19 protein-coding genes are annotated in these 20922 nt (G+C 41.5%); 7 read left to right on the forward strand and 12 right to left on the reverse strand.

The window, feature by feature from the left end:
* The first annotated feature begins 162 nt into the window (after positions 1–162).
* A complete protein-coding gene (locus VB733_RS01765; protein ID WP_323338387.1) occupies positions 163–1017 on the forward strand; it encodes a M48 family metallopeptidase in 855 nt (284 codons plus the stop codon).
* A 204-nt stretch (positions 1018–1221) separates the two neighbouring features.
* Here VB733_RS01765 and VB733_RS01770 read toward each other — a convergent pair whose 3' ends face one another.
* On the reverse strand, positions 1222–2004 hold the full coding sequence (locus tag VB733_RS01770; RefSeq protein ID WP_323338388.1) for a metallophosphoesterase family protein: 783 nt from the start codon (positions 2002–2004) through the stop codon (positions 1222–1224).
* A 224-nt stretch (positions 2005–2228) separates the two neighbouring features.
* Between VB733_RS01770 and VB733_RS01775 the strand changes: the two genes are divergently transcribed.
* Together VB733_RS01775 and VB733_RS01780 are read left to right on the forward strand one after the other, a co-directional pair.
* Complete coding sequence (locus VB733_RS01775; RefSeq protein WP_323338389.1) at positions 2229–2513, forward strand: DUF2470 domain-containing protein; 285 nt, start codon at positions 2229–2231, stop codon at positions 2511–2513.
* A 148-nt stretch (positions 2514–2661) separates the two neighbouring features.
* Positions 2662–3837 (forward strand): extracellular solute-binding protein, encoded by a 1176-nt coding sequence (locus VB733_RS01780; protein ID WP_323338390.1) that lies wholly within the window; start codon positions 2662–2664, stop codon positions 3835–3837.
* 65 nt (positions 3838–3902) lie between these two features.
* On the opposite strand, the gene VB733_RS01785 is transcribed toward VB733_RS01780, so the two are convergent.
* Together VB733_RS01785 and VB733_RS01790 are read right to left on the reverse strand one after the other, a co-directional pair.
* Complete coding sequence (locus VB733_RS01785) at positions 3903–4448, reverse strand: hypothetical protein (RefSeq protein WP_323338391.1); 546 nt, start codon at positions 4446–4448, stop codon at positions 3903–3905.
* A complete protein-coding gene (locus VB733_RS01790; RefSeq protein ID WP_416336279.1) occupies positions 4449–5468 on the reverse strand; it encodes an SGNH/GDSL hydrolase family protein in 1020 nt (339 codons plus the stop codon).
* Between the two features lie 320 nt (positions 5469–5788).
* Here VB733_RS01790 and VB733_RS01795 point away from each other — a divergent pair, with 320 nt between their 5' ends.
* Positions 5789–5929, forward strand: coding sequence for a hypothetical protein (locus VB733_RS01795; RefSeq protein ID WP_323338393.1), 141 nt, complete (start codon positions 5789–5791; stop codon positions 5927–5929).
* Positions 5930–6198: 269 nt separating this feature from the next.
* A complete protein-coding gene (locus VB733_RS01800) occupies positions 6199–9123 on the forward strand; it encodes a glycerol-3-phosphate acyltransferase (protein ID WP_323338394.1) in 2925 nt (974 codons plus the stop codon).
* Between the two features lie 26 nt (positions 9124–9149).
* Here VB733_RS01800 and VB733_RS01805 read toward each other — a convergent pair whose 3' ends face one another.
* Together VB733_RS01805 and VB733_RS01810 are read right to left on the reverse strand one after the other, a co-directional pair.
* Positions 9150–9956 carry a superoxide dismutase gene (locus VB733_RS01805; protein ID WP_323338395.1) on the reverse strand — a complete coding sequence of 269 codons (807 nt, stop codon included), beginning with the start codon at positions 9954–9956 and terminating at the stop codon, positions 9150–9152.
* A 151-nt stretch (positions 9957–10107) separates the two neighbouring features.
* Complete coding sequence (locus VB733_RS01810) at positions 10108–11289, reverse strand: aldo/keto reductase (protein ID WP_323338396.1); 1182 nt, start codon at positions 11287–11289, stop codon at positions 10108–10110.
* Positions 11290–11804: 515 nt separating this feature from the next.
* On the opposite strand from VB733_RS01810, the gene VB733_RS01815 reads away from it, so the two are divergent.
* A complete protein-coding gene (locus tag VB733_RS01815; protein ID WP_323338397.1) occupies positions 11805–12035 on the forward strand; it encodes a hypothetical protein in 231 nt (76 codons plus the stop codon).
* Positions 12036–12129: 94 nt separating this feature from the next.
* Here VB733_RS01815 and rpiA read toward each other — a convergent pair whose 3' ends face one another.
* Positions 12130–12840: a ribose-5-phosphate isomerase RpiA gene (rpiA, locus tag VB733_RS01820; RefSeq protein ID WP_323338398.1), complete on the reverse strand. Its 711-nt coding sequence runs from the start codon at positions 12838–12840 to the stop codon at positions 12130–12132.
* A 403-nt stretch (positions 12841–13243) separates the two neighbouring features.
* On the opposite strand from rpiA, the gene VB733_RS01825 reads away from it, so the two are divergent.
* Entirely contained in the window at positions 13244–13909 is a 666-nt protein-coding gene (locus VB733_RS01825) for an S-layer homology domain-containing protein (RefSeq protein WP_323338399.1), read from the forward strand.
* A 265-nt stretch (positions 13910–14174) separates the two neighbouring features.
* Here VB733_RS01825 and VB733_RS01830 read toward each other — a convergent pair whose 3' ends face one another.
* From VB733_RS01830 to VB733_RS01855, 6 genes are all read right to left on the reverse strand, one after another.
* Positions 14175–14336 carry a hypothetical protein gene (locus tag VB733_RS01830; protein ID WP_323338400.1) on the reverse strand — a complete coding sequence of 54 codons (162 nt, stop codon included), beginning with the start codon at positions 14334–14336 and terminating at the stop codon, positions 14175–14177.
* A gap of 26 nt (positions 14337–14362) precedes the next feature.
* Positions 14363–16198, reverse strand: coding sequence for a group II intron reverse transcriptase/maturase (ltrA, locus tag VB733_RS01835; RefSeq protein WP_323338401.1), 1836 nt, complete (start codon positions 16196–16198; stop codon positions 14363–14365).
* A gap of 380 nt (positions 16199–16578) precedes the next feature.
* Entirely contained in the window at positions 16579–16815 is a 237-nt protein-coding gene (locus tag VB733_RS01840; RefSeq protein WP_323338402.1) for a hypothetical protein, read from the reverse strand.
* A gap of 29 nt (positions 16816–16844) precedes the next feature.
* Positions 16845–17582, reverse strand: a complete 738-nt coding sequence (locus tag VB733_RS01845; RefSeq protein WP_323338403.1) for an SDR family oxidoreductase — start codon at positions 17580–17582, stop codon at positions 16845–16847.
* Positions 17583–17672: 90 nt separating this feature from the next.
* On the reverse strand, positions 17673–18158 hold the full coding sequence (locus VB733_RS01850) for a hypothetical protein (protein ID WP_323338446.1): 486 nt from the start codon (positions 18156–18158) through the stop codon (positions 17673–17675).
* A 111-nt stretch (positions 18159–18269) separates the two neighbouring features.
* Positions 18270–20417: a pentapeptide repeat-containing protein gene (locus tag VB733_RS01855; protein ID WP_323338404.1), complete on the reverse strand. Its 2148-nt coding sequence runs from the start codon at positions 20415–20417 to the stop codon at positions 18270–18272.
* Positions 20418–20922 lie beyond the last annotated feature (505 nt).

The raw sequence follows: 20922 nt of genomic DNA on the forward strand, positions 1-20922 counted from the left end.
AATCAGCTTTGACTATTTGCTGGTTTGTCAGTTGTAGTTCATTAGTTCTCACATAGCAGTTCTTGGTGTTTGTGTCTAGAATGCAACAAACATCTGCGGAAATTCGTCGAATACTTTTACGTTCTCGCAAAACCCTCCCACGACCGGACGATTATGAGGATTATGAGTTGGAAGTATTTTTCTGTGAATGACTTGATAAAACGGCGACGTTGGTTATACCCATTAACCTCTATAGTAGTTGCCATATCTCTTTGCCTGGGTACAGCGCTTCCGTCACCAGCGATTGACTGGTTCCCCATATTGATTCGTGGCGCACAAGTGCTTCAGCTTTCCAATATATCGGAGCGTCAAGAAGTTGAATTAGGCCGGCAGATGAATAGCCAGATTGTGGGTAGCGAAGTCAAACTGAGTCGCAATCCTGAAATTAATCTTTATGTTGAAGAAATTGGTCAGCGTTTGGTTCAATATAGCGATCGCCCCAACCTCAAATATACTTTCCAAGTAGTTGATAATGATAGCGTTAACGCCTTTGCCACTTTAGGAGGTTTTGTTTACGTTCACACTGGGTTATTGAAAACCGCAGAAAATGAAGCCGAACTCGCTAGTGTCATGGCACACGAAATTGGTCATATTGGTGGTAAACACCTGCTTAAACAGATGCGTCAACGTGCTGTAGCCAGTGGTGTAGCCTCCGCAGCTGGTTTAGACCGTAACCAAGCCGTGGGCATAGGTGTTGAACTAGCACTTAACCGTCCCCGCAGTCGTGGAGATGAATTTGATGCCGATCGCCGGGGCTTAAAAACTCTGAGCCGTGCGGGTTACGCGCAATCGGGAATGGTGTCGTTTATGCAAAAACTTCTCCAGTCTAAACAGTCAGTACCCACATTCTTAAGTACCCACCCAGGTACAGGCGATCGCATTACTGCCCTCAAACGTGCCATCAATGAGCAGCCATCGAATGGGAGAGCCGGATTGGACAAAACAGTATATCGCTCAAATCTTAACGCCCTACGGTGAGCCAGATGCGGAGAAATCTAGAAAAATTAATTTTTGTTTTCCACTCTCCGCATTCCCTTCTTTACTGACCTCATAGTACACAACGGCGGAAATAAAGCTAACATCTAGAATGGTTGAAAAGCTGATAAAATCCTCTTTCTTTTGCTTTCTTACAAAGTTAGACGTGACGGAAACCGACACCGTCTACTTTGCGCTTCTTACTCTTTACTTTTGCCTTGACGTACTAGCGCCTATTCCCTTACTTTGATGCACTTGATTAATGTCATCTGGGTTGACAATGGCGATCGCTTCTGAGAGGGGTAAAATACGGGTGATATTTTTGAATACATTCACTTGGTAGACCATAGAGTTATTAATATCTAAGCCAGTCAACCAACCACTACGAGGATGATAGGCTCCCGTATCAATATCTAACCATCCCCGACCTTGTGCTAATTGTCCCGGCTTCACTCCAGGCATTGTAAATGTAATTGTATGACCAGTGATGATGAGTTTGTCGGGGAAAAAAGCTTTTTGAATGCTATGAAACTCATTACGTACCCAGCAAAATTGTTCAGATGTTTGTTTTGCTAGAGCGATTGTCGGGTCAACACCGGCATGAACTAGCCAAATATCCCCCAAATCCAAATATGTGGGTAAATTTGCAAACCATTCCACATGTTCATAGGGAATAATTGCTTGCTTGTAACTAGCTACAGTTGCTTGTCCACCAGTACATAGCCATGTTTGCACCATGGGACTAGGGTCGTCTATTTCGGCAAGAACATTTAACAGTATTTGTTCGTGATTACCAAGCAAACATTTATACTTATGATGAATAACAAACTCTACCACCTGGGCACTTTCTGGTCCACGATCGATTAGGTCTCCAAGAAAATAAACCTCATCCGTTGACGTGGGTGCGATCGCATCCAACAACGTCATCAATCCCTTATAGTAACCGTGAATATCCCCAATGATTATCCGGCGATGGTTGAATGCATTCATCTAGTTATAAATGTAAAATTAATCATCAAAAATCGTACCTGATATTTTTTACAAGTACAAATACTTACTTTCAGTAAAAAAAAGTAATATACATGTTTTTATTGTAGTCTGCAACTTGGTATCAAGATGTTTTACAACTTACCGATAATTAAAAACGAAGGCAGCGATCGCGCGTTAAGGTAGGATTTGATGGGAACATTGCCAAATGAACTTGAATAATTCTCATGAGCGATAATTTTTCTCAGGAAGTAAGTGCGCGTATTTGTGGACACATGAATGAAGACCACAGTAATGCTGTGATTCTTTACGCCCAAGTATTTGGTGGTTTAACGGAAGCAAGTGCAGCACAAATGCTTACCATTGATCCACAAGGAATGGATTTGCTGGCACGGGTAAGTGATGAAGATGTACCAGTGCGGATCAATTTTGACCATGTCCTTCAAGACTCTGAAGATGCCCACCAGACTCTCATTGCCATGGTTAAGCAGGCACGAGTTCAGGCAAAGTAGGAAGCGACGGGACAAGGAGAATATGCAAGGAGATGGGCGAAGAAAATAGGTTCTGATTTTTACTGTTCTCTACCTTTGATATTTCTCTATGTCCCAGGCTCAATTTCCAATACTCTCATCTCAAAAATATAATCTTAAATTAAATTTAATGGATAGACGTTCTTTTTTAATTACTACAAGTACATTCGCCCTCTCACAACTATTACTTGGATGTGGAGGGAAAAATCAACCAGGACTAACAGTTGATTTATTAAAATATTCTCTTCCTAATCAGGTAATTGGTCAATTTCGCCGAAACTTGCAGAAAGATATCAATCTGAAAAATATGCAAGTTGATATTAGACTTGTTGAACAGTTACGAGATGTATTCAAAAAATTAGAGAGTTGGCAAAATAAGCATACATCTAATGACAAGAACTGGGTAGAAGGAATTAGTCGTCGTTTGCAGATTGGCAAACCGGATAATCAGGTTTCTGCTGACTTACTAACATTAGGAGATTTTTGGTTAAAACCAGCAATTGAGGCGAAATTAATTCAACCATTAGATATTGACAAAATACAACAATGGTCAACTTTGCCTAAACAGTGGCAAGATTTAGTAACGCGCAACGATCGCGGTTTTTTAGATAAACAGGGAAAGGTGTGGGCAGCGCCTTATCGTTGGGGAAATACCGTGATTATTTACCATCGTGATAAATTTGAGAAAAATGGTTGGAAACCACCAACAGATTGGGCTGATTTGTGGAGAGCAGAGTTTCGCGATCGTATTTCTTTGCTCAATCATCCACGTGAGGTTATTGGCTTAGTTTTAAAGAAGTTGGGAAAGTCTTATAATACAACAGATTTAAGTTTAGTTCGAGACTTGGAAGAAGAACTCCAACAGTTACATCAGCAAGTCAAATTTTACGGTTCAACAAAATATATTGAACCTTTAATTATAGGCGATACCTTAATTGCTCAAGGTTGGTCACAGGATATATTACCAAACTTGTCTAGATACCCATATTTAGGTGTAATTGTTCCCAATTCCGGTACAGCTATGTGGGCAGATGTTTGGGTTCAACCAACAGGTCGTCAAAGCCAAGCAGAACTATTAAAACAATGGATAAGTTTTTTCTGGCAACCAAATATTGCCAAGGAAATCATGATATTAACTAAAACTAATTCACCAATTCCAACTAATATTACTGCATCGGATATTCAAGAACCATTACGCAATATTTTATTAGCAAATCAGGATACTTTTGCCAAAAGTGAATTTTTACTACCTTTACCAATAGAAGCTGAAAAACAGTATAATAATTTATTTAATCAGCTAACATAAGGATTAATTAGTAACGCATCATGATTCAGGTTTTGGTAGGGAAAAGATAACTTCTCAGACTTATTTTAACCTTCCACGCTAGGCATACTCAATTGATTTTGAGCATTCATATTAATATTACAAACTGGTCGTTCAATTGCAAAGTTACAAGTATAAGTTCCTAAAAGTTCTTGTTGATAATTAAAAACTCGCAAATTATAACCATAATTTCTTGTATCACTACCCACACGATTGACAAACTCGTAGCGTTCAAGGTAATCCAGCAAAGTCCAAAGTTGCTGATTCACAATTAAATCTACGCGAGCTGCTTCTCCTGGAACTCTAGGATAAGCTATCCAATTATCAAGCAATTTATCTTCGGAATTTTTCTTCGCCCACCATAAACTAGGAATAGTCAAATTGGCTGCATCTATTGTATCTGCCGTAATTACACCTTGGGGATTTTTCAACTGTTCTAAATCTAAAGGTGTTGGCGATGGCTCAACCAGATTACGTTTTTCTGCATATCCGACTTGGTTAATAAAAATGAGGATGAGGCTTGCGAATATTAGATGCATCAAAGTCGCAAGTGTTTTTTTCTGCTTCAATACCATACTAATTGTGAATAACATTTAAAAAGATGTTGCTGGTGTGTTTGTATCTGCTGATTTTTCTTGTAACGATTTTAATAAATTTTCTGTGATGATGGCATTAACAAATTTATTTCCCTGTAAATTCATGTGAATATGATCATGGTATAAATCTTTGGGGTTTTGAGATGCCTCAAATAACGGCAGAAAATCTATATATGTTATTCCCTGGGCTTCCGTAAATTCCCTTAACCTTCGTCTTGCTGTAATCTCGTAGTCACGGGAATTTTTGCCCAGTTCGCGTTTTAGGGGTGTCATTGCCAGTAAAAATTTGGCTTTGTGTTGATTTGCATATGCTTGAATATTGCGAATCGCCTCTAAGTTAACTCCGACTCTATCTCCAGTTTCTGTTTGCATTTTTTCGAGTTCAGGAATCGGCTTTTGTTTCTCGATGTAACGCTGATATACTTCGATTAAGCCTAGGTTTAAGAATGGTTTTTTATCAGCATAGTTTTTATCTCTTCCCACTGGTAATGATGTTGGTTTGGTGGCAAATAAATCATCAGTGTTAATTAACAACACTAATGCCTGGGCTGAAAATGTACCAAATCTCTGCAAATATGCTAATTCATTTCTTGGTCCCCAGGAATTTGCTGAGGCATTTAATACTTCTATATTTTTAAAGTCAAGTGTATATACTGTTTCATCAGAGAAACTATTAATCGAGGTATTTGCCAAGGACTGAATCATTAAGCTAGAAATGGTTTCTTTTTGATCAGTCCACCAACCACCATTGGCAATAGAATCGCCCAACAGTAATACCCGTAATGTTGAGGATGGTAGTTCCTTTTGAATTTGGGGACTACGCATTGAGTATTGATTGATTTCGATGCGTTTGCCATTACGACGGGTATTTTGGTTAGGTGCCAGCAAATAACCAATTTTCTCATCACCAACATAAATTAAAGGGTTGCCAAATCCATACAGCGATCGTAAAAGCGATTCAACCACTATTATCGCTCCCACTACCACAGCAAAAGTAATTACTAACCCCATTTTCACAAACAAACCCCCACAATTACTGAAATCATTCGGAAAATTAGTCCAAGTCAAAAGTCACATCTTATACTAATTTCTCAAAAATGACCTGAGGGTAATTGAAGAGGATATGGGTAAAAGCAGACTTAGAGAATTACCCTCTCCGTATGTCTCTCTTATTTTCTCAATAATTGATGCTCGTAAATGTAATGATGCAATTCGTTATAAATCTCAATTATATTCTTAATTAACTTACCGTATACTTCGCCTCTAGAAAGACTACAATCGGAACGAACGGAATCAAAACTTTAAATCAAATCTATTAAGAGGAGGCTTACAAAAGTATGTCCGACTTAAACCGAGGCATCATGAAATTTGATGGTGCCGATTCTCCAAAACTTGTAACTATTTCGACAGTGTTGCTGTTGGGTTCAATTGCGGCTCTAATTATCTGGGCTGTACAATCTGCCTACGCTGTTAGTTAGGCTGTTAGTTAAGCTATTAGTTTTACTAATTGTCATAGTTCCAAAATCACACAGAATTATCTTTATCTCATAGATAAATTCCTTAGAGACGTTAAATTTAACGTCTCTAATACTATTTATTTTTGCTCATTGCCAAAAAAACTGTCACAAAGGCGTTAGAATAGGCAACCGAGCGTGTATGTTTATCATGCACCAAGAAAATCAAAAAATTATTTTAGTCTTGGATTTTGAATTTACATTGAAGGTATATCTAAAATCCAAATTTAAGGATGTTTGAACTCAGGGGTTTTTTAGTTATATTCGTAATCTGCCCGCTCTTGGGTGCGTTGCCGCTAATTGCTTGGATTACGCAAGCGTTATCAAAAAAGCAATTGGCACAACTCGGTACTGGTAATGTTGGTGTTTCGGCAGCCTTTTACCACGGGGGAACGCTGGTGGGGACGCTGGCGGTATTATCGGAAGCATTCAAGGGCATTGCCGCAGTTTTGCTGGCGCGTGCTGTTTTTGATGACGGTTCCGCTTGGGAATTGCTGGCACTAATTACTTTAGTTTTGGGTAGATATTTTGTTGGGAGAGGTGCGGGAACGACGAATGTTGTCTGGGGATTTGCGGTACATGACCCCTTGGCGGCTATCTTTGTTTTATTATTAGCAGTTATTAGTTTTACAATTATCCGCTCCCGACAAGCCGCTAAATATGGCATTTTGATCGTATTCCCGATTATTGTCAAGGTGTTACATTCCGAAGATGGATTTCGATTGCTGGCTGCGATCGCCTTGGCTGGGTTATTGGCTTGGATATATAATCAAATTCCGGATGATCTAGATTTATCTGTAACCGGTGCAAGTTTAGACTCCCAAGGGGCAATGAATTTTCTTCGCGGTGATGGTGTGTCAGTTCTCACTTTAGATGATGAACTTGATGCGGCTTTTGTGGGGAATAAAGCCGCCAAGTTAGCGGAAATTAAGCGTTGGGGTTATCAAGTTCCTAAAGGTTGGGTATTACTTCCCTACGAAGACCCACAAAGTTTAATCGATATTCTGCAACCTTCAGAATTATCTCCCCTGGTGGTACGTTCTTCGGCGGTGGGTGAAGATACAGATACGGCTTCGGCGGCGGGACTATACGAAAGTATTTTGAATGTTACGACCAAACAAGGATTACTAAGTGCGATTAATCGGACTCAAGCTTCCTACAATAATCCTTCGGCAGCACAATACCGCCGAGACAAAAATCTTAAAGAAGCGGCAATGGCGGTTCTGGTACAGCAACAAATCCGTAGTGTCTATTCAGGTGTAGCTTTTAGTCGTGACCCCATCACCCAAGAAGTAGATGCCATTATTATTGAAGCACTACCAGGAAGTCCGACACAAATTGTATCCGGCAGGGTGACACCCGAACAATATCGGGCTTTTGTGGTCGAAAGTGATAATGTTTCCTTTATCCACCTGGAAGGGCAAGGTAAGGTTCCTCAAGTAATTCTCAAGCAAGTTGCCTATTTAGTTCGCCATCTGGAAGAACGATATCATGGTGTACCCCAGGATATTGAATGGAGTTACGACGGGCAAACGTTGTGGGTATTACAAGCTCGTCCGATCACGACTTTACTACCCATTTGGACAAGAAAAATCGCGGCTGAAGTTATCCCCGGCTTAATTCGTCCCTTAACTTGGTCAATTAATCGCCCTTTAACATGTGGGGTATGGGGGGGAATTTTTGCTGTTGTTTTGGGTGAGCGTTCTTTGGGTTTAGATTTTAATGAAACAGCGACATTGCATTTTTCCCATGCCTATTTCAACGCCACCTTATTGGGTCAAATTTTCCGCCGCATGGGTTTACCGCCAGAAAGTCTGGAATTTTTAACTCGTGGCGCGAAGATGAGTCCGCCGCAGCTAGATACAACGTTACGGAATTTACCAGGATTACTAAAGCTGCTAGGGCGCGAACTATCTTTAAAACAGGATTTTCAGCGAGATAATCGCCGTAAGTTCATGGTCGCATTGTCGCAACTATCACAAGAGCCGGCAGATGATTTAGATGCAGCACAATTATTAACACGCATCGACTATATTTTAGAATTGTTGCAAAAGGCAACCTATTACAGCATCTTAGCTCCTTTAAGTGCGGCTTTGCGTCAGTCAATATTTAAAGTTAAAGATTTGGATATTAACAATAGCCAAACTCCTGAAGTTGCAGCAATCACAGCATTGCAAAAATTAGCAACAGAAGCAAAGCAAATACTATACATCAATACAACCACTGAAGAATCAAGCACAGGAATAGCTTCCGGTTTTGATCCGGATAATGTCTTTGAGGATTTAGCTGTTTCCACAGAAGGGCAAAGAATTCTGGCAGAATTTCAACAACTGTTACAACGCTACGGTTATTTGAGTGAGGTGGGCACTGACATTGCGGTGCCGACTTGGAAGGAAGAACCCGAAATTGTCAAAAGTCTGTTTGTGCAACTGATGTTGGGTACCCAGCCCGAAAAAAATCACAAAAAACGCCGTCTGCAAATGAATATGTTTGTGCAGAGCCGCATGGATATCAAGGGACAGGTGACAGAAGTTTATTCGCGCCTGTTGGCGGAGTTGCGCTGGTGTTTTGTGGCTTTAGAAAAACAGTGGTTAGACGATGGAGTATTACAGCAAACAGGCGACATTTTCTTTTTAGAATTCGAGGAAATTCGTCAACTGATTGTAGCCGCCAATCCAGAGATGGTGAGTAGTTTGCAAGTGCTGATTTTGAGAAGGCGATCGCAACTTGATCGCGATCGAGAAATGAACCCAATTCCCCTACTAGTGTACGGCAACACTCCCCCAGTTATCCCGGCTTTGATGCCTGCACTTGCCCCCGACCAAATTTTGCAAGGTATTCCCGCCAGCCCTGGACAAGCGACAGGAAGGGTAAAGGTGTTGCGAAATCTACAGGATATCCCCGAAATCGAGTCGGATACGATTTTAGTTGTACCTTATACCGACTCTGGCTGGGCAGCTTTATTGGTTCGGGCAAAAGGAATCATTTCTGACGCTGGTGGTCGGCTTTCTCACGGTGCAATCTTAGCTCGCGAGTACGGAATTCCCGCAATTATGGATGTCAGAAATGCAACTTGGGTCTTGCAAGATGGACAGCGCGTGCGAATCGATGGTTCCAGGGGTATTGTGGAAATAGACAACGATTTAAGACCAGATTAAATAATGCCAAATCAAGTGCCAAATGACTATTTAAATTTCACTGCATCTGCGAAACGTTGGTTAATCTCATCCCAGTTGAGGACATTCCACCAAGCATCTAAATAATCGGCACGGCGATTTTGATACTTGAGATAATAGGCATGTTCCCAGACATCATTACCCATGATGGGGTATTTACCAGCAGCAAGGGGACTATCCTGGTTGGCGGTGCTGACGACTTCGAGTTTGCCATTTTGATCTCGAACTAGCCATACCCAACCACTCCCAAAACGCTTGCTGCCTTCTTCATTGAAGCGCTTCTTGAAGTTGGCGAAACTACCGAAATTTTCTTGAATAGCTGGGGCAATTGCACCTGTCGGTTCTCCGCCACCATTTGGTTTCATAATCCGCCAAAACATCGCATGATTAATATGCCCACCGCCGTTATTACGGACTACATTGCGGACATCTTCGGGTACGCTGTTGAGATTTCGCACCATTTCTTCGACACTAATATTTTTGAGTTTGGGGTGTTTTTCTAAAGCTGCATTCAGGTTCTTGACGTAAGTTGCGTGGTGCTTATCATGGTGAAACCGCATTGTTGCTGCATCAATATGTGGCTCCAAGGCTTCGTATGCGTAAGGTAAAGGTGGTAGCTGGATTACTCCTTGTGTTTCTGCACTATTTTCTGTGGCTGTGGGACTGGCTGTGGGACTATCTTCTGGATTCGGAGCAACAGTTAAGGTTTTCCCAGCAGTTGGTATTATATTCTCCGATGAAGTACAACTATTTAGCAGCAATGCACCCGTACTAGCACCCAGTAAACCTAAAAAATGGCGACGATTTAAATTCATAACGATATAGGCATCTATGTAAAATTTGATTATGCTTTTATACTGTCACTTTTATTTTCTAAGATTTAGACTCAAAGTTACCAATTTTCAGCAAAATTCAGACTAATTATTTTTTTACTGCCAACAAGTATTAAATAATACTCGATATTTTTTAACTGCTCGATAATCTTTGTACAGTTTCCCCAGCTAACAATTGATGAGCTTCAGCTAAAATCTGAGGGATTTTATCAGCATGGGGGCTTTGACTTAAGCATTGACGTAAATCGATTTCCTGAAGGCGATCGCTTTTATTTCCAGGAAACCAATGGCTACCATTTCCTAACAGGTTATAGCGCATTTTTGCGTAGTCTAGCATATCGTAGGTTAGAGCTAGATTTCTCAACCATAAAATAACATGAATATTGATATTGCCAGGAGTTTGTTCATAAGTTGGTAAATTTACATGCCAAGTTTTTGCCCAGTCTTCACCACATAAATTAATCAATTCTTGTTCTAACTTAGTTAAAATTGGCGGCAAAATTTCATCAGCATTATTTAGTAAATCTAATACTTGTAAATGTTCGTCAAAATCACTTGCTTTTGCTGCACCTATACTTAATGTATGCACTTGCGAATGACTCAAACAAAACAAGTCATTAAATACCATCGGACTCAATGGTTTACATAATTCTACTAACTTTGGTGGTGGGCTATATAACTTACCACCTTTATCTGAGGGGCTAATAATAAATACTCCCATATCATGGCGAGTCGCCGCTTCAATAGCTCGCCAATTATTTTGATTAATGTAGTACCAATGTAAATTTACATAATCAAACTGATTCGTCTCAATTGTATTGATGATTATGTCGCAAGCACCATGAGTAGAAAAACCAATAAATCGTACTTTCCCCTGTGCTTGTAGTTTCTGCGCTACATCCAAACAACCACCAGCAGACATTGTCTGCTCAAATGTTTCACGATGATTAATACCGTGAATTGACAGCAAATCCACGTAATCCAGATTCAGATACCCTAAAGACTTCTCAAATTCATATTCAAAATCCTTTGGATTCGCTTTGGGAGTAACTTTGGTTTGCACAATTAATTTTTCCCGTGGTAAAGTCGGTAAGACCTGACCTAACTGCATCTCTGAACTACCGTAACCACGCGCAGTTTCAATATGATTGATTCCAACTGCCAAAGCACGGTGAATAGTGGCTTCAAGGTTGGCTTGGTTATCACTAGGAACCTCTGCTTGCGGAACATCTTGCCATTTGAACTGATACCGCATTCCCCCACAGGAAAATATAGGCATTTGTAGTTCTGTACGTCCAAATCTTCTGTAAAGCATTATGTCTTTTTCTTTCGCTTCTGGCTCAATATAACGTTATTATTGATTACTGGAGATTAAATACTCTCATTGGTGATGATGCGTTTGTATTAACTCCAAAATTATGCATCCATAGATTTGCATCTATAATTCTGAATCACTTTCACCTCAATTAATTTCACTTAAATATCATCAGGGAATGTATAACATTCTGGTTTAGGGTGTGTAGTCAAGAGCGATAAAAAAAGATAAAAAGTTATTTTGTGCCGAGGAAATTACTGATTAATTTTTTCGAGTTGCATCATTGATAACTCTTTTATGAATTATTTTTGCGTCTGTTTTCCCATTTTTCTATTCTACAGGCAGAGACAACAATTAACCAAATGCTGCATGATTACATACGTTATTTCGGTGATTCAGATTCTTGTAAAAACATATCCTGTGAAACAAGAAAAACTTATCTTTAGTCATCAGGAAATGATGAGATAACTACTGAAGTATTTGTTTGTACCATTAATTAGTTGATAGAGGTTTCAATGCGAGGAAATTCAGCAGAACAGCCAGTAAATCAGTCAATAGAAGTCAACTCCAGAGAGATACCTAAAGTTTCGACTCATAGTATCGCCGGCTATTTAATAGTTGGGATTCCGATGGTTTTACTTATTAGTGTTATTGGTTATAAACAATATCGAATACTGGCTCGTCGTCGCCGGATTGAGAAACTGGAACGCCTATGGCACATAGATATTGATGAAAAGACATATTAGACATATTAGACATATGAATAGCTATTGGGCATTGGACAAGGGAAAAGAACTACTCGCATTTACTATTTCCATGCCCAATGCCCTATGAGCAAATTTATATTTGTCTCACAGATGGTTTCCCATCTATCACTTCACCAATTAAAACGATATCCGCACAATTAACAAAAATTCCATTTTCCAAAACACCAGGAATATTATTCAGTGTTTTCTCGAGGTTAACTGGGTCAGGAATATCATTAAATCTGACATCAATCACCATATTACCCTGGTCAGTAATTACTGGTCCTGCCTTTTTGACTCCCATACGGAGTTCGGGTTTACCACCGAGTTTGGTAATGGCATTCATAACGGGTGTCATTGCCATGGGGATAACTTCGACAGGAACGGCAAAAGATGAACCTAGTTTATTGACTAATTTACCACCATCAACAACGACAACAAACTGGTTAGCGAGATAATCTACAACCTTCTCGCGGGTATGGGCTGCACCACCGCCCTTAATTAAATTTTTTTGTGGGTCAACTTCATCTGCTCCATCAATGGCAATATCAATATGGTCGATCGCATCGAGTGTAGCTAGAGGAATACCATACTGCTTTGCCAAAACTTCTGCTTGAAAAGAAGTGGGAACCCCAACAATATTTTCCAGTTCGCCAGATTTGAGACGTTCTCCAATATATTGAATTGCATAGGCTGTCGTTGAACCCGTACCCAAGCCAACAATACTATTCGACTTCACCAAAGCGGCTGCGGCTTTACCCACTTCTTCCTTCATTATCTTTACTGGGTCTGCTGCTGCGCTCATCTTAAAAACTCCTGATTATCCATTGTTTATAATCCATATCCTACCGTTAATAGGGAATGGGGGAATAATTCCCAATGCGTCATCTGGAAGTATTTTCAGGAACGAAGTTATTCCGAGTTGGTCTTAAGTAATTAGGTAGTTTTTGAATATACAGTAGTTACCAGGGTAATGAGAAAAACCGGAAATACGCAGATGCTGAATCAGATAGGAGTTGGAAAAAGCTAAATACTGATAGCTGATGTTATGCGGCGTTTTGATTGATTGAGGTCAATTTTCTCCCACTCTACTGTGTACACACAAGTGAGGAGTCAATCCTGGTTTTGGACTTATTCTGTGTAACTATACCGACAAGGTGCTGTATAAAATCTCGTGAGTCATTGTCTGTTAGTTATTAATTTAAATCATGCGTAATTGTTTCACTACTTTATCTTTGATTGCCTTATTACAAACCTTACCAGTCATGGTGTATGCTGCGGATAATGTGGCTGTACAAAGTTCTGATCCGATCGCCCAGGTAATTGCAGCGAATTGGATGCGAAATTTCGCTGATGGCAAATTTTACCCGGAAAGAATGATTAGTCGGGCAGAATTAGCGGTAATTATGGTCAAAGTGTTTAAACTCGATCAACGCCAAGGTTTACCTAAAGAAAATATTGCTGTTGCGGATGTTCCAACTTCCCACTGGGCTTTTAATGATATTCAAATAGTTCTCAAAACCGCGATTATGCGGGGTTATCGCGATAATTTATTTTTTCCCAATCAGCAAGTGACAAAAGCAGAGGCGATCGCAATTTTTGCTCAAGCTTACGGTGTTTTCCAATTTCCTGATGAAACAATTGATGAAATTTTAGCACCATACGCCGATAGAGCATTAATTCCCACATGGGCAAGAAAAGCCTTAGCTACAGTCATTGCGGAGGGATTTATTACTCCAGATGCTCGCGGGAACATTAAACCGTTGCAACCTATGACACGTGGGGAAATAGCATATTTACTGAGTAAATATTTACAACGTCAGCAAAGGCAGCCAGATACACCAATTGCCCCGGAAGCACCACCAATGAAGTAATCCAGTCTCAAAATTGGAGTTTTGACACTCTGCCCTCTGAAGAGAGGCAGATTCTTTAAGACTTGCTTAAAAGGGATAGTCAAATATCCCCCTAGACGCTCAAAACAACTACCTTTAAAGATGCTGCAATTGCGCTTACTTTTTAAATTTCGTTGCGTTCCGAGTCCATCACCATGCCAGTTTGGTACGCTCAACATCCTGCCATTGCTTGTTTACCCAGGGCTGAACTTGTTCAGGAACGAGGTAAATCAGGGATTTCACCTTACTAGGGTGTTTCATCACGTAGATGGTTATTCCTACTTGCTACAAGTAGTTTAGCATTTTTGAATGCAGATAAATCTGCACGAGTCGTTTTTCCTAGTAAAGTCAGTGATTCCCTCACGGGAACCACTGCTCTCCAAAACCGTGCTTGAACCGTTAAATTCACACGGCTCCTCAGTGAATTGGTACTTGTCAGGTATACCTCATTACCAACATATCCTCTTCCCAAAACCAATTTAGTTCGGAGGGTGGTTTAGGCTTGGTACTATTACAACCAGATTGAGTGCCGGGACTACTATCATCAGCAGTCTTTGTGTCGTGGCAATGTCTGTGTAGAAGTTGCCAATTTTTATACTCATCCTTTCCACCTTGCGATTTGGGGATGATATGGTCAATTTCCATCACATCGTTTTCACGGAAGAACAAACCACAGTAGGCACATTTCCCTTTTTGCCATTTCAAGAGTGAAGCCACCCTTTTGGGCATTTCTGGGTTGTTACCCATTCTTGTACTCCAATAAATCAAATTCCCATCGTATGGGGAAGCAGCGCCAGTAACCTTTATATGCCGCGCTATTTTAATGCGGGTATGGTCAAGTAACCTCAGTGGGTTTTCTCCTGCTTCCTTGGTTGCGAATACCCAATTATCACCGTCTATCGGGTGCCAATATTTCTTTGACACCCAAAAGCATGATTTTTTTGGGTGGCGGAATTTTGCCCAAGAGACGAGTTTTAAGTAAACCAGGTTGTCTAAAAATGCATAGATTTCCTTGCTTATGACAGTTGCAAAGTAATTAGCCCAACCCCGAATAATCGGGTTTAGTTGTTTAATGAGCGCCGCTTGAGGTGCTGCTTTATGAGCATCAATTACACGAGCCAAATGGTCATAATGTGCCTTAACTTTTTCTTGACTTGGGGTGATGATGGTTTTAAAGCCTAGCTTTTCCCCTTTGGTATTTTTACCTGTATGGTGTTTTCCTTTGGGGAATTGACGTATATTAAAACCAAGAAAATCAAATCCTGGTTTTTGCCCTTCATATTTTGATAGGGTATGTATCAATCTTGTTTTACTAGGCTTTAATTCCAAGCCATAGTCTTTTAACCATTCGGACATTATTTCCCGGCATTTTTGGACGACGGTTATATCTTCATGAAGAATTACCAGGTCGTCGGCATACCTAATCAACATGGCTCCTGGTTGATAACCAGAATATTTACCTTTTTTGAGGATTGTACCTTTTGGAAAGGCTTGTTTGATTCGGTTTTCCATGCCGTGGAGGGCAATATTTGCCAAAAGTGGCGAAGTAGTTCCGCCTTGGGGCGTTCCCTCCGATGTTGGAAACAACTGCTTACCGTCCATTACCCCCGCTTTCAACCAAGCTCGTATTTGACGGCGAATGGTAGGGAATGTGTTTAGTTTTTTAAGCAGTGCCTCATGGTCGATGCGGTCAAAACAACTTGCTATATCAGCATCAAGCACAAATTTTGGTTTATACCTGATACAGTTAAATATTGCCTCGATTGCATCATGACATGACCTTCCGGCTCTGAACCCATATGAGTTAGGTTCAAATCGCGCTTCCCATTCCGGCTCTAAGGCTTGTAGGGTGAGCGCTTGCAAGGCTCGGTCTTTCATTGTAGGTATACCTAAAGGTCTTTTCTCATCCTTTCCAGGCTTGGGAATCCATACACGCCTGGTCGGGTTAACCTTAGAACCCAGTTTTAGTTTATCGATTAGGGTTAGGCGTTGTTTTGGGGTCAGCGACTTAACACCATCCACACCAGCCGTCTTTTTCCCTTTATTATCCTGGGTAACTCTACGAACCGCTAATGCTCTTGCTGACCAAGAATTCATCAAGGTTTTTTGGAGTCTGCGATATGCTTTTACATCGCCACGTTGAGAGGCTCGATAAATTCTCTTTTGCAGCTTATACACTCTACGCTCCAGCTTTCGCCAGTTGATAGAGCGCCATTCCACCGTAGTCTTAAAACTCGTATTAGACATATTTACTGCTACTGGAAACTTCATCTTCCAAATCACCGTGATTCTGTCTGCCTATCCTCACCATTACAGTGAGGCGTTTGCTTTTGAATCAATCTTGACTACTCGTAGTATTAGTTAGCACCTACTCAATTATTGAAGATTGAGAACATACGAGAGGTTACTTCGTTTCTAATAGTCATTGTTTGAGTTTTTAGAGCGGTACTATCCACCGGGTTTAGAGGAAGTGCTTGTTGGACACCCAGGACCTTGCCAACTCCCCATTATCCTTGCCCTTTTGGGACTCCCAGCGTTTCAGCCTGATTACGCTGGTTATTCCTGACGATGGTTCAAACATACCTTCGTATTCCTACTCATGAACTCCTGCTTGATGTATACCAGATTAGGCTTCCAGTATTTAACACCTTTCACCCCCGCTTCAAGGATTGATGGCTAGTCGCTACCTTGGGGGACACAGTTCTAGACTGCGCTCTGTGTGCTTTCACTCCTGCACCTGGAGGATGGGACTTGGTTTCAAACCTCACCCACATGACTATCAAATTGTTAAAGTTACTTAGTAACTTTGCGGGTAATCCTCCACCCTTTTCAAGGTTAGTTTCTACCCAACGAATCGCACCCCTGGGCTGAAGCCGCAGGGCTTCCAAACTCCCAGGTATTTTACGTGAGCGCCGAACTAAGACCTTAAATAACTGGCTCCATTGACATCAACAATAGAACCTGTGAGAAATTCTGAACCGGGGGAAGCTAAAAATAAGACAGTTTGGGCGATTTCCTCCGGTTTTGCTACTCGATTTAAGGGACTTTGCTGGCGAATCGTATCTCCTGCCGCACTCGCTAAAAGTTCACTTGTCATATCGGTTTCTACGTACCCAGGAGCAACTGCTGTCACGCAAATATTGTGTGGTGCTAAGTGCTGTGCTAGGGACTGACTAAAAGAATTGAGGGCAGCTTTACTGGCTCCATAGGCTGTGGCTGTGGGTTCGCCGCGAAAAGCACCCCGGGAAGTAATATTAATAATGCGTCCGCTTTGTCGCTGAATCATGTATTGAGCAACACAATAAGCTAGGTTTACTGCCCCCAAGAGGTTTGTATTTAAACTGCACTGCCAAATAGCTTGCCAATCTGCATAACTGGTACTGCTGAGGGGATGTTCTACGTAAATACCAGCATTATTCACCAAAATATCAATCTGTCCAAACTCAGCAATGATATAATCAACCATCTCGGCGATCGCCACAGCATTAGTCAGGTCTGCACCCACGACAATATGTCTGTTACTGGCTAAAGAATCCCGGAAACTTTCTGCAAGCTGACGTTGCTGATGATAATGGATGGCTACACGGGCATTTGCAGAGGCAAAAGCAGATGCGATCGCTTTGCCAATTCCTCGCGAAGCGCCCGTAACCAGCACTGTTTTTTCGTGAAAATCAAAATTAATCAAGCTTCAAATAACCTGTATGCAAATTCCCTAAGGTTAAAGACAAAAATTCATACCCTCAAATTAAAACCGTAAGCCTACCCCACCCTGTAATGACAGCGCCGTGCCACCACCGTCACGAAAAGCATCAAAGGCAATAATTGCGTTCCCAAAAATGACAGTGTTGCTACCAGGTACACTGTAATCAACACCAGGTTGGAGAGCAAAAGCAATTTTATTCCCCACTGGTGAAGGATCATCACCCCCAGCCAGTACCAATCCCGCACCAATATAAGCATCGGTTTGCCAGTTGAGAGGAATATCGTAGGAAACCGTTGGCACTACAGCTGTACTTTTACCTACCAAAGCTTGAGCGCGAAAAGAAACGGGTGATTCCAACAATTTGTAACGAACTGCTAACACACCCCCAACTTGAACGCCATCAGATAAACCTATAGATGGACCAACACCAACATAGCTACCATAAGCAACCTGTGCTTGGGCGGGTTTGGAGAATTGTGTCGCACTTAAAATTACAGTTGCGATGATGAGGGATGTTAAAGATTTCAGATGTTGATTGAGATAGTTCACGTCCTGACTCCTCACAATAATTGTGGATTTTGGATTGGGCAATGGGTCTGAAAATTACGAAATTTCCCCCACCGCCTATCCTCATTTATACTACGGACATCGGGGATGAATGCCACCTTGAGTACAAATGTAAGCTAATTGTTTGGGGTCTAAACCCTTAGCAAAGGTAAAATCTACACCTTTAACTACGGCAGATTGTGCGCCAAGTTGAGGTTTCTGGACAAAATCCTCCGAGGAGTCTTGTCCTCCTGGAGAAAGAATTGCACCTTGGAAGTCAGCCCCGGCAACATTTGCACCTTGTAAGTCCGTAAGGCTTAAATCGGCGTTGCGTAAGTTGCTATTTTCGAGGTTAGCAGAACGTAAAATTGCCCGCGACAACCGAGTGGCGTTGAGGTTGGCACTGGTGAGGTTCGCGTGGTTTAAGTAAGCACCGGATAAATCGGCAGCTTGCCAGTCAGTTTTCGTCAGATTGGCATAGGAAAGTTGCGTACCAATGGCGATCGCTCGTCCAAATTTAGCACCGTATAATTCCGCATCAGTAAATTTTGCTTCACTAATGTCAGCACCAGTTAAGCTGGCACTTTCTAAGACGGCTCCGCGTAAATCTGCCCCGACTAATTGAGCGCTACTGAGGTTTGTCCCAATTAAACGTGCCCCTGTGAGATTGGCTTTATTAAGGGTGGCGCGGCTCAAATTACTCTTATTCAGTAAAACTCGACTGAGGTTGGCATCACTGAAGTTAGCTTGCTTCATTTGGGCTTGGCTTAAGTCGGCAACCCAATCATCATAGGTATCCCAACGTCCATCTTCACCAGGACCGCGAAAACGACTAGTTTTGAAGCTGGCTTGATCAAGGTTAGCACCTTTGAAATTCACACCCCATAAATCTGCTTTATCGAGAAGCAAATTAAAGTAAGCTGTGGCATTGGCATTCGTTTGCGATAATTGCGCCCGATTCAGATCAATATTTTTTAATTGATTGCTGTAAACTGCCAAAATTTTATTAATTGCCTGTTGGTTGACCTGTAATTGCTGTTGTCGTACTTGCCGTTGACTAGCATCCCCATTCTGAGAATTAATTTCATTGGTGAGGAGTTGATTTTTGCGTTTGAGGTCGGGAATTGCATCTGCTCCAACATTTACCAAGGCTTGCTGAATTGTGTTTAGAAGTATTGGATTTGTTTCTTCTGCGAGCAAATCGACTAAAAATTGGGTGGATTGGGAATAATTTAAAGTGCCAATCGCCATAATTATCCGTTGGCGTTCTTCAACTGTGGCATTGGAGTTATTTTTCAAGCGTTGTTCAAGTTCGCTAAATTGCTTGCGGTTTCCTTCTTCGGTAACGCGAGAATTTTCCTGCGACTGGATATATACCTGAGTCGCCACCAAAGTACCTAAAACTGCAACCATACTCACTAGCGCCATCGCAAACAGAGCAATGCTAGGATTTTGGCGTATCCACCGCCATAAATTAGACTTACGGATAGTTTCTGGGGACATAACTACGGAAGCGATCGCAGCTTCTTCGTCAGCTTCGTTCCACGGCTGAGTGCGCCGGCTTTGGGGTGGTGTGAATGGCTGTGTTGCATCAATTGTATAAGTCCCAGCCAGGCGATCATGTAAAGCGCGCCTTGAACGCCAACGCGGAAACCCCAAACCCTCACCTAACAGTGTGATTGCTGCCAAACCCGCCAACACAAATAAATTCGGGAAAGTCGGACTGTAGCGCCACAAAATATAGGCAACTGACATGGGTACACCCCAACGCCCTACCCCTTCCCGCACCAAAACCGCCAGAATACCGGGTGCTGTTCCAGTTTCAGACACAACCCGCACCGCAAACCAACGCTTGGGGATTGTACTACCAGTTTTGGCAAGTAAATATAATTGCCAACATGAAAGCGTCAAGGGGGCAATGGCTCCCACCGTCCAGAGAAAATTAGTTAACCAAGAAACATTACGAGTACCATAAGCTATTGGTAATGCCAGGGGACGGGCAACTTCACGTTCAACCAGTCCCAATAGGGGGTTTAGGGGAGATCGACTCAACTCACCGTGGTTATTGGCAAAAACACCAATCCCATAGGGAACCAAGCCACTCACCGCAATTAGAGCAATTTCTGTAGTCCATGCTGCCAAACGCCGAGTTACTAAAGACATAGAATTCGCCTGCCCATTTGGCTGTTGTTGCGATCGCTGTGATGGATTTGTACTTCTCCTCGCAATTGGGGTTGTCATTATCGAGTGTCCTTAATCTTTAACTTTAAATATGGAAATACTCATGTCTGTGCCGGAAAAGGCAATTAAAAATAAACCATTCAGTTTACAACGAGATACTTAAGTTTGCCATGTGTTATCTGCCTTTTCTAGTTAGTAGTAAACCATGACAAATAAACCTAGCGAAGGGGTACAAAAAATTTATATCCTACCCATGCCAATCCTGCAAATAAAAACACACTCATAGCTGCAACAATCAATTGGTAAATCCCTGGCAGCATGGCAAAGCCAAATATAACACCTGCGATCGGAAAATGATGATTAAACCAGCCGAAAATACGGCGATTTGCATTGCCACTACACCATTAATCTGACGGTAGCCCCTGTTTCTAGTTTTGCCAGTTGACACGGAAAGTCATGACTAGTTTTAGACACTGACTACTGCGTTTCCGAATATACTATTTTCATCAAAAAATAAGTAAGTATATTTACAAGTTTCCTGGAAATATTATGGAACTAAAATATA

The sequence above is a fragment of the Calothrix sp. UHCC 0171 genome (assembly GCF_034931845.1).
Classification (GTDB): Bacteria; Cyanobacteriota; Cyanobacteriia; order Cyanobacteriales; family Nostocaceae; genus Brunnivagina.